Source organism: Bradyrhizobium sp. LB13.1 (assembly GCF_054056815.1).
The window spans coordinates 7,414,756-7,425,000 of record NZ_JBSRYQ010000001.1 but is presented as its reverse complement, the minus strand read 5'-3'; the positions used below and the strand labels follow the sequence as shown (position 1 = coordinate 7,425,000).

Annotated in this window: 7 protein-coding genes (1 of these 7 only partly in view); 4 read left to right on the top strand and 3 right to left on the bottom strand. The window is 59.8% G+C overall.

The features are described 5' to 3' along the window. A protein-coding gene (locus ACVWYI_RS35980; RefSeq protein WP_247339976.1) for a hypothetical protein crosses the window boundary here: on the top strand, positions 1 to 559 show its 3' portion. 32 nt of this gene lie to the left of the window's left edge; the window shows 559 of its 591 coding nt (coding positions 33–591); the start codon falls outside the window, past its left edge; it ends in the stop codon at positions 557 to 559. 256 nt (positions 560 to 815) lie between these two features. Here the strand turns inward: ACVWYI_RS35980 and ACVWYI_RS35975 are convergent, their stop codons facing one another. Next, the gene (locus ACVWYI_RS35975; protein ID WP_247445149.1) at positions 816 to 1,904 is read right to left on the bottom strand and encodes a TRAP transporter substrate-binding protein; all 1,089 of its coding nucleotides are present in this window, start codon (positions 1,902 to 1,904) and stop codon (positions 816 to 818) included. 286 nt (positions 1,905 to 2,190) lie between these two features. On the opposite strand from ACVWYI_RS35975, the gene ACVWYI_RS35970 reads away from it, so the two are divergent. From ACVWYI_RS35970 to ACVWYI_RS35960, 3 genes are all read left to right on the top strand, one after another. Continuing rightward, entirely contained in the window at positions 2,191 to 3,276 is a 1,086-nt protein-coding gene (locus ACVWYI_RS35970; protein WP_247339980.1) for an NAD-dependent epimerase/dehydratase family protein, read from the top strand. A gap of 168 nt (positions 3,277 to 3,444) precedes the next feature. After that, entirely contained in the window at positions 3,445 to 4,800 is a 1,356-nt protein-coding gene (locus ACVWYI_RS35965) for a serine hydrolase domain-containing protein (RefSeq protein WP_247339982.1), read from the top strand. Positions 4,801 to 4,978: 178 nt separating this feature from the next. Further along, a complete protein-coding gene (locus ACVWYI_RS35960) occupies positions 4,979 to 5,956 on the top strand; it encodes an alpha/beta hydrolase family protein (protein WP_247339984.1) in 978 nt (325 codons plus the stop codon). Between the two features lie 694 nt (positions 5,957 to 6,650). Here the strand turns inward: ACVWYI_RS35960 and ACVWYI_RS35955 are convergent. Beyond that, positions 6,651 to 7,760 carry an SMP-30/gluconolactonase/LRE family protein gene (locus tag ACVWYI_RS35955; RefSeq protein WP_247445146.1) on the bottom strand — a complete coding sequence of 370 codons (1,110 nt, stop codon included), beginning with the start codon at positions 7,758 to 7,760 and terminating at the stop codon, positions 6,651 to 6,653. 1,159 nt (positions 7,761 to 8,919) lie between these two features. Beyond that, a complete protein-coding gene (locus ACVWYI_RS35950; protein ID WP_456664388.1) occupies positions 8,920 to 9,984 on the bottom strand; it encodes an SDR family oxidoreductase in 1,065 nt (354 codons plus the stop codon). Positions 9,985 to 10,245 lie beyond the last annotated feature (261 nt).

Here is a 10,245-nt window from a genome sequence, read left to right as displayed (position 1 = left end):
GCTCGGCATCGCGTGCCTTCTGTCCGCAGCATCGCTTGCATCGTCCGGCACTGCATTCGCGCAGGCCAAGCAGCCGCCGGCGCCGGCGCAACAGGCCGCGCCCGCCCAGGCTCCGGCGCTGAAGCAGATCGCGCTGACCGACAAGCAGCTCGACGGCGTCCTCGCCGCGCAGAAGGACATGGATGCGGTCACGGAAAAACTTCCCGAGAACGCCGCGCCCGACCAGAAGGTGATCGGCCAGCTCGACGGCGTCGCCAAGAAGAACGGGTTTGCCGGCTACGATGATTACAACAACGTCGTCGACAACATCAGCCTCGTACTCGGCGGCTTCGATCCCGTGACCAAGAAATATGTCGGCACCGAAGCCGTGATCAAGGCGCAGATCGCGCAGGTCCAGGCCGACAAGAAGATGCCGGCCAAAGACAAGAAGGAAGCGCTCGACGAGCTCAACGACGCGCTGAAGACGCCGGCGCCGCAGATCGAGAACAAGGCCAACATCGATCTCGTCGGCAAGTACTATGACAAGCTGGTTGCCGCGTTGGGGGACGATCAGAACTGAGTGCGCAACTCTCGTGTCCCGGACGCGCTGCAACGCGCAAGCGTTGCTGCGCAGAGTCGGGACCCAGAGGCAACGGGATCACCATCGGCATGGGCCCCGGATCTGCAACGCATCGTCGAAGAAACGCTGCGTTGCGTCCGGGGCACGAGAGCCCAACTCGCTTCGCTCCCTAATCGCAAACATCGCTGCAACAAAAAGCTCCGGAGATTTCTCTCGGGCTTTTCGTCGTTTCCGACGTCACGCGTCGCTCAGCGGTTCACGTCCTTGTCCGCATCCGCATCATGAAGCTGTCGTAGCTGAGCTCTGCGACCTGCATCCAAGCGAGCGACTCGGCCCGGAATGCCGTCAGGCTCGCATACATCTTGCCGAAGTGCGGGTTGGTCTTGCTGAGATCCGCATAGATCTCGTTGGCGGCGCCGTAACAGGCTTCCAGCACCTCCTGCGGGAACGGCTTCAGGATCGCGCCAGCGACCAGCAGACGTTTCAGCGCCGGCGGATTGACGTAGTCGTATTTGCCGGTCACCCAGGTGAAGGTGTCGAGGGAAGCGGCTGAAACGGCTGCCTGATAGTGTTTAGGCAATGCATTCCACTTCTCGAGATTCATGATGTTGTGGCCCTGGCCTGTGCCCTCCCACCAGCCTGGATAGTAATAGTACTTTGCAACCTTCACGAAGCCGAGCTTCTCGTCGTCATATGGGCCTACCCATTCGGCCGCGTCGATGGTGCCCTTCTCCAGCGCCGGGTAAATCTCGCCGGCTGCGATCTGTTGCGGCACGCCACCGAGCTTCGCAATGATGGTGCCGGCAAAGCCGCCGACGCGGAATTTCAGTCCTTTGAGATCATCGACGGTCTTGATCTCCTTGCGAAACCAGCCGCCCATCTGAGCTCCGGTCGAACCGGTCGGCACGCCGACGGCGTTGTGCTCCCTAAGGAGATCGTTGAGCATGTCCTGACCGCCGGCCCACAATAGCCAGGAGATATGCTGACGCGTATTGAGCCCGAACGGCAGCGATGTGCCGAAGGTGAAGGCGGGATTCTTGCCCCAATAGTAATACAGCGCGGTGTTTCCCATCTCGACGGTGCCGTTCGACACCGCGTCGAGCACTTGCAATCCCGGCACGATCTCGCCGGCGGCAAAGGGCTGGATCTGAAAGCGGTTGTCGGTGATCTCGGCGACGCGCTTGCAAAAATATTCGCAGCCGCCGTACAGCGTATCGAGCGATTTCGGCCAGCTCGCAGCGAGCCGCCATCTCACCTCCGGATTGGATTGCGCGATCGCGGGCGCAGCAACAGCACTCGCGGCCAGGCCCAATCCGCCTGCCGTCAGGAATTTACGACGTTCCATGCGTTTCCCTCCGTTAAGTCGATGCTTCGACCAGGGAACGATCTTGGTGTCGTCTTGTCTTCGTCGACGCTCGACGGTGTCTGTTGAGACCTGGTGGCGTTTCCGAAAGGCCCTTGAGGCACTCGTTGGTGGAATTCCGATCGTTGCGGTTCCGCGAGCGAGGATGACCGGGCGCTTCTCGAGAATCAAGCCTCATCGGCGCCTCGCAGGTGCGAACGCCGGCCTGACGCAAGTCGGGCCCGTTAACGATCTGCTATTCAGTCGCGCAAAAACCAGGGAGCCTCGCATGGCGGGCAAGAAGGTCGTGGTCGCCGGAGCGACCGGCCTCGTCGGCAACGCCGCGTTGCGACACTTCGGCACATCGGACCCCTGCGAGGTCGTTGCACTGTCGCGGCGCAGGCCGCGCGACCTCTGCGGCGCCCGCCACGTCCCGATCGACCTCACCAGCGCAGCCGATTGCCGCCGCGCCGCGGACGAATTCAAGGGCGCGACCCATCTGATCTACGCCGCGCTCTCCGAGGCGCCGCAACTCGTCGATGGCTGGCGCGATCCGCAGCAGATCAAGACCAACGACCTGATGCTGCGCAATCTGATGGGTGCGCTCGAGCCGGTCTCACCGGGCCTCAAGCATGTCGCCCTGTTGCAGGGCACCAAGGCCTACGGCGTCCACGTTCGCCCCTTGACCGTGCCAGCCCGCGAAGGCCGCTCCGAGATGTACGAGCAGCCCAACTTCTACTGGGCGCAGGAAAACTTTTTGCGCGAACTTCAAGTGAACAAGAGTTGGCATTGGAGCATCCTGCGGCCGGTCCTGATCGTGGGCCTTGCCATGGGCGGCGCCATGGACCTGATCCCGCCGCTCGGCGTCTACGCCGCGATGCTGCGCGAGCAGGGCAGGCCGCTCGATTTTCCCGGCGGCGCCGCGCGCGTCGCACAAGCGGTCGACGTCGATCTCCTCGCCCGCGCCATCGCCTGGTCGGGCGAGGCCAAGGCCGCGCGGAACGAGGCCTTCAACGTGACCAATGGCGACGTCTTCACCTGGGAGAACATCTGGTCTGCTGTGGCGGATGCACTGGAGATGATGCCGGGCAAGCCGGTCCCGCTTTCGCTTGCCGAGGCGTTTCCAAGCTGGGTCGGCCCCTGGGATGCGTTGCGGCGCAAGCACGACCTTGTATCGCCTGCGCTGGCCGAATTCGTCGGCCTCTCGTTCCAATACGCCGATTACAGCTTGCGCTACGGCCACGCCGAATCCGGTTCGCCCTCGATCGTCTCGACCGTGAAGATCAACCGCGCGGGCTTCACCGAGATGATGGACACCGAAGACATGTTCCGGAAGTGGTTCAGGCAGGCGAAGGAAGAGCGGCTGCTTCCCTGACGCAGAACCAAAGCCGATATCCGGGGACGGTTGCCCAGGTCAGATTGTGATCCAACTCGGTCATCGCGACAGGGCCGGATAGGAGGCAGTCCTACTTTGAGTTGAATTTACGCGGAACTCGTCCATCATGCGTGTGATCAGCGTTTGCCTGAGACGAGTCGGGAAAGCATGCGCGTTGTTCTGAGAATGTTGAAATTTATTGTCGCGATTTTGCTTCTCGGCGTTTTGGTATTCAGCGTCTGGCTAACCTTCATCCCACCCAATGGGCTGCTGTCCGCCACGGCCTATGCGGCAAAAATGGTTTGCTCGAACGTGTTCATTGCCAAACGCGACGCGGATGAGGTGGCTAGAACCGACGTGGCGTTTGCACTTCGCCGTCTCGTCAAACGTCTGAACATCAATGTCGACACCACCAAACAGCGTGTCGAGGCCGCGTATCGTGGCCTGTTCGCCAAACGCTACGCTCAATATGAGGAGGGACGTGGTTGCACGCTGGCCTCGAGCGACGAAGTCCCCCATCCCGCCGCGCCGTCTTCACTGCCAGAAAAGCCTAATGCGCTCTGGCCGGTCGGCGAGAGCGCTCAATTGTCTGACGACGAGCCCTTACTGGCGGCGCTGAACGATCCGGCTCTCCAGGGCCCGGGCATGCGCGCGATCGTCGTGGTCCAGGACGGACGCATCATCGGAGAAACCTACGGTGAAGGCTTCAACGCTTCGACGCCCCTGCAGGGCTGGTCGATGACGAAGACCGTGACTGCCGCCTTGGCCGGCATGGCGATCAATGACGGAAAGCTTTCGCTCGATCGAAAAAATCTGTTTCCGCAGTGGGCCGGCGACGCGCGCGCGGACATCTCAGTGGCCGATTTGATGGCCATGACAAGCGGATTGAAATGGAGTGAAGATGGTGACTCTCCCGATCCTGACGGGTTGGAGAATCTCGCACATGATGCGGCGGCTTTCGCGAGGGACCGTCCGCTTGTCGCCCCGCCTGGAACGAAGTTCAACTATTCCGGGGGTACGTCCGTCCTGTTGGCCCGGGTCTGGCAGAACGCGGTTGGAGAGGACGCGCGAGCATATCCGCAGGAGCGATTGTTCAAGCCTTTGGGTATGACCAGCGCTATTCTCGAGGCCGACCCTTCAGGCACATTCCTTGGCGAAGCCTTTCTCTTCGCCAATGCGCATGATTGGGTGCGCTTTGGCGAATTCCTGCGCTTGAATGGAGAGTGGAACGGTGCACAGCTTTTGCCGCCGGGCTTTGTCGATTACATGCGCTCGCCTGTGCAGGCGTCCGACGAGGGACATGGCCCGGTCTACGGTCGCGGACAGCTTTGGTTGGGACCGGGCCAGGGATTTCGACTCCCTGCCGACACGTTCATGTTGCAAGGGCACCTCCGCCAGGTGATCGCGATCATTCCCTCGCGTAAACTGGTAATCCTGCGCATGGGTTTAACGCGGGAAGATATTGGGTACAGCGTTGCGAAACTGCTGTACGCGATTGTCGCGGCGAGCAGATCATATAAATGATGCGCTACTTCCGGGTTTGGCCCTTGCGAAGTAGCGGCGCACTTCGTTGAGGTCCGCTTAGTGAGGCACGGCGGACTGGATCTGCTCAGGTTGAGTTCTTTGCATTTTTACCCGAAGGCGACATAATCGGGAGGTTCAACTACCAATTGTGAAGGTCCTCTGCCCGCGGGAGCCAAGAATGCGTCGCGTTATTTTGTTGTCTGCTTTCTATTTCTTCCTTGAACTGACAGTGGCGAACGCGGCGGGGGTCAGAAATTTTGACATTCCTGCTGACGGGGCGGGACCGGGGATCAGGCTGCTCGTTTGGGCACCTTGCGCGGAGACCCCGCGAGAAATGGATGCCCGTGGTGCCATCTTCTTTGCAGTCCCCGGATGCGCAGTGACAGGCGAAAAGCTTCCCCTCATCGTAATATCGCACGGCAGACGAGGATGGTTCGGCGGCCACCATGACACTGCGGCGGCCTTGGCCGACGCGGGGTTTGTCGTCGCTGCACTCAATCATCCCGGTGACACTTGGCGCGACACTAGCCGTACCGATAGCCTTTCGGTGCTGGTGGAGCGGCCTGCGGATATTAAGCGGCTCATTGACTACATGCTCGATGGCTGGCCCGACGCGGCGCGCATCGACGGTAGGCGTATTGGTTTCTACGGATTCTCGTTTGGCGGCTATACGGGTCTTGCTGTCATCGGTGGTTATCCCGATTTACGAAAGGGCTTGCCCAATTGCGCGACGTCCAGCCTGCTGGCCTGTAAGCAGCTTGAAAGCGGCGAGGCACCCAGTCAGCCAGTCACGTCCGATCCGCGCGTGAGGGCCGCTGTAATCGTTGATCCATATCCAGCATTTGTGTTCCCCGAGAAGAACCTGAAGGAAGTAGCGGTTCCGGTGCAGTTGTGGAGTTCCGACCCTGCACAAAACGCTGACGGCCTGTCAGGATGCTGTGCAGCAGCGATCAAACAAGGGCTTCCAACGCCGGATTATCACTTCGTGACAAACGCCAAACACTTCTCTTTCCTTGCAACCTGCACCCCGAAGGAAGCGCAGGGTAACCCGTCGGCCTGCACAGATGCGCCGGGCTTCGACCGTAACGATTTTCATCAACACCTTCACGCTGAGATGATCGGGTTTTTCCGTAAGCATCTCGCTGAAAGCCAGTAACATTTGGCATGGCTGCGCGGCTCTGCCAATGTCGCTGGTTTGGCCCGCTCCGGACCACCTGCGCCGGTTCTATTACGTCCGCTGTTCGGGGTGGACCGGAAGTGACAGATAGGGGTCTGCACGCATGGCAACCCGTTGACGCCCAGCGCACGATGAAAGTCATGTTGGCTACCGCCGAAGAAGCAGGTCTTTATTGGCGAGCAATGCGTCGAGTATCTGGATCTCGATGGATAAGCAGATTTTGGCCAAACGTTGCAGGAAGAAAAAAGAGGGCCGAAGCCCTCTTTCAAGTTAGTACCGACGATAGCTCCGATGGTATCCATAGCTGCGACGTACATAGGGGCGACGGACGACGTAGGCCCCGCGCCGATACACGGGCCTTGTGCGGAGGCAACCGCGCGGACCGCAGACCACTGCGACGTTCTCGACGTTCGAAGACTGGAACTGTCCCAAGGGGGCCAGTGGCATTGCTGAAGCGGTCCCGGTCGAAAGAGCTGCGCCACCTAACGCGGCCAGTGCGAGAAGTGCGATCCTAAGTTTCATCTAGTTCCTCCCGTTGAGTGTTATCTCCACAGGACGTGTAGAGGTTCGTCTGTGAATGAACGATGAGGACGAAGATTAAATCGCGGTAATCAGCGGCTACGCGGTGATGCGCGGCTGATGCGGTGCGCACCGCAGCAGCCTCGCGGCGAAGTCATGGTTGCGCCGCCAACCGCACGCCATCTGGCCCAATCAGTCCGGGGTAGGGCGCCTTGAACTTGTAGACGGTTCCGCTGACGGCACCTTCCATGTAGATATATTGGTTATTCTCGCCGCCAAAGGCAAAGTTCGTGGCCGAGGAATCACCATTTGGCAACGGTACGTAACCGATGATGAAGCCACGCGGATCGTACTCGATGACTCCGCCGATGCCGCACGCCGCCCAGAGATTCCCATGCACGTCATAGTGGATGCCGTCAGGCCCACCGTTGCCGGGATTGTAGCTTCCGGCCGTGGCGAAGAAGAATGTCGTGTGCGAGGGATCGTTGGCGCAGTCGGCGCAGGCGGGATTCGGCCCTCGCAGGAACGAATAATACAGCATCCGGTTGCTCGCATAATCCGCAACAGCGAGCGTGCCGTCATCCGGCGAAACCGCTATGCCGTTAGGAAAACTGCCCGTAGTGATGATGCGCCGGAGAATCCCGTCCTTGGAATATTGATAGACCGCGCCGGTCCGATCAGCCGCATCGGGTCCTGGTCCTGTTCCCCATGGGTCGGTGAAATACAGGTTGCCCTCGGCGTCGAAGTCGAGATCATTTGGACCCTTGAAGAGTTCGTTATGGAACGTGGAAACGAGCGAGCTTAGTTTCTTCGTCTCCGGATCATAGACCAGGACGCCGAGGTGGCGGGTCGTGACGTAAAGCTTGCCGTCATGCCAGCGCGTCCCCTGCGGTTCGCAAGCGGGACCGAGGTCTCCTTTCGGGTTGCAGTTGAACCCGGGGACCAGCTTGGCGTCTGGAGTGAGGTAGGACACCCAGCCGCTGCCAATCGCGACAAACCAGAAGTTGCCTGCCTTGTCGAAGGCCCCGCCCTCGAGAAACTTGCCCTGGGGTTGATCATGGATATCCGCAAACAAAGTAACCGGTCCGATGCCGGGCGGCGGTGGTGGCAGACCCCACGGCTGCACTTGCTCCGGCGATGGCGGACCGGCGAGCGGGGGCGCGGGGATGGACTGGGCTTGCGCCGATGCAATATGAACGGTTGCGGCCGAGCCCCAGAGTACGAGCGAGAGAATACAGACGGCACTTGCCAACTTCGTTGTCATGACGGTTTCCTCCGACGCTTTTGTTTTTTCTGCCGTGCTTCAAGCATCAGCTCAAAACGTGGCACGAACATGGGCGTACCGCCCCAGTTAATACGGTAGGCGAATGGGCGCTTTAGAAAAAGATATCTCGCAACTTGGAATGACCCGCGCGTGGAAGTGGATGGTCAGCCTTTTGAGACCGCAAGTGAAGCGCGATTGCCATCTATGGAAAGGAGACCGGGGGATGGTGGTTTTTCCTGGCCGATCCGACATCGGGCCGCACAGCTGGGGCTGTCCGTCGTGAGTACATCGAAGCGATGGCCGTCGATTCGGACGAAGACGATCAGGATGACGATGGCGACGATGATGAGCTATGAGCCTCACCAAAATTCCCAGCCTCGGGAAAGATCAAGGCTGGAGAAGTAACGAAGTAATACTCCGTGGTTCAGATGATCCTCATATCCGGGACCGTCGGCTTTGCGATAATCGGACCCTTCGTCCTGCTCTTCGAGGTCGTTGCTCATAGGGAACGCAGGCAGCCCAACAGATGAGCCCGCGTAGCTTGCTAGTTAGCTGGCAAGCATCGTCTGCTGGTGTGAATTTCGCGACATGCCAATTGCACCGAGCGGTGTCCGCATTCAGGGGTAATCCGGACGGCATTTGCTCATCCTGAGTTCTTCGCAGTCTGACCCAAAGCAGACGCGCGCTGATTCCGTCAATCAGCCGCCGCCAAACTTGGATGGATCATCGAAGGCAGGAGGATCGTCGTGATCTGTCCGGAGACCTCCCGGAACGGAATCGTCGCGATAGATGTGCACGCCGCGTGGAGTGATATAGCTCGGGGTACCAGCCTGGCCAGGACGCGTCATCGCTTGTCGCGAGTTGTGATGCGACCTTGGGGCGGCGTTCGCAGAAGCACACGACGCGATCACAAGGCATAATCCCAAGACAACACGCATTGCATTTTCTCCAAGCAGCAACCCCCGTTGTAGGTGGTGCGCGCGCCGCTCCTTGCTTTCACGTTCGAACGACGCTTCTGGCCATCGCTACGTTAAGGCGGTGCCGCTCCATGTCGGTTCAGCGGGGTAGACCGGGAGTTTGCAGTGGAGCGCTAGACCGACGCTTTTGACCCTAAGCCGAAGTCGCGCTCGGTTCGAACGCCTCGAGCGAGCCGCCTCGCTCACGGTATGATCCGCTTCTCTCGCAGAGTCGTGAACAGGTCGAAGAAACTTTCGTCCGTCGCCTGATAGTCAAGGAACCCCAGCCGACGACTCTTGCTCATGTCGGTGACAACCTCGATCGGCCGACCGAGGTCACCATCGGTGTGCCACGCAGACGCGAGCCGGTTGAGATCCGGTTCTGCCAGACGATGCTTCCGGGCGATGTCGGACCAAATCTGATGGGCGTCGCTCATCTGTCGCTCAAGCGGAAGGCTTTCGCTCGGAAACGCTGCTGGCTGCAGTCCGAACCAAGCTGCCAAGCGCCCCCACATCCACTTCCAACGGAACACGTCCCCGTTGACAACATTGAAAGCCTGATTGCGGGCAGCATCTGTCGTGGCCGCCCATTCCAGATGTCTGGCCAACAGTCTAGCGTCCGTCATATCCGTTAGTGCGTTCCACTGAGTTGCAGAGCCTGGAAACAGAAACGGGCGTCCGATTTCGCGGCAGATCGTGACGTACGCAGCGAGCGTCGTGCCCATGTTCATGGCATTCCCGACGGCATAGCCTATGATCGTATGTGGCCGGTGAATGTTCCAGTTGAAGCCGTCACGATTCGCCGCCGCGAACACCTCGTCTTCCTGGGCATAATAGAAATTCTCGGTATCGAGCCGAGGTTGGTCCTCTCGAAACGGAGTGGCGATCAAGCTGCTTTGACCATAGGCTTCGAACGGCCCGAGATAGTGCTTGAGGCCAGTTACAAGTGTGACGTGCCTGACCGACCCGGCAGACGACAATGCATCCAGCAAGTTGCGCACCATCACAGAGTTGACCAGGATATTCTCTGCCTCCGTTTTCTGCCTAAGCCACGTGCTGAAGAAAACATGCGTGGGACGCAGTTCGCGCAGCGCCGAACCCAGGGACGCCGGATCCAACAGATCAGCAGCGATTGGCAACATACCGGGGATATCAATTGCTGGCCTGCGTGCCAGTCCGTAAACTGACCACCCCCGCTCCAGGAGATGTTGGGCAAGATTGTTGCCCACTATGCCGGTTGCTCCTGCGACAAGTGCGGAACGTTCCATTTTTTGAACCCTTCGCGATCCATTCGAGATAGGGCGCCGACTGCCGTGAGCAAGCCGAATGCCTGTTGTTTGGAGTCTGTCCGGTTTTGGCCCATCGCTACCGTCGGGGCGGTGCCGCTACATGTCGGCTCAGAGGGGTAGACCGGAAGTTTGCAGCCGAGCGCCAGTTTGTCGGGTTGCGACCCATTGCGGAAATCACTGAGGTTTTGTTCTGCGTCGGGATGATGAACGGCTGAACCTCTGCTTCGGTCGGCGCGAACC

Bases quoted from the DNA above. Each gene is read 5' to 3' on its own strand.
- ACVWYI_RS35975 (WP_247445149.1), bottom strand. From the start codon at position 1,904: ATGGAACGTCGTAAATTCCTGACGGCAGGCGGATTGGGCCTGGCCGCG.
- ACVWYI_RS35960 (WP_247339984.1), top strand. From the start codon at position 4,979: ATGCGTCGCGTTATTTTGTTGTCTGCTTTCTATTTCTTCCTTGAACTG.
- ACVWYI_RS35970 (WP_247339980.1), top strand. From the start codon at position 2,191: ATGGCGGGCAAGAAGGTCGTGGTCGCCGGAGCGACCGGCCTCGTCGGC.
- ACVWYI_RS35965 (WP_247339982.1), top strand. From the start codon at position 3,445: ATGCGCGTTGTTCTGAGAATGTTGAAATTTATTGTCGCGATTTTGCTT.
- ACVWYI_RS35955 (WP_247445146.1), bottom strand. From the start codon at position 7,760: ATGACAACGAAGTTGGCAAGTGCCGTCTGTATTCTCTCGCTCGTACTC.
- ACVWYI_RS35950 (WP_456664388.1), bottom strand. From the start codon at position 9,984: ATGGAACGTTCCGCACTTGTCGCAGGAGCAACCGGCATAGTGGGCAAC.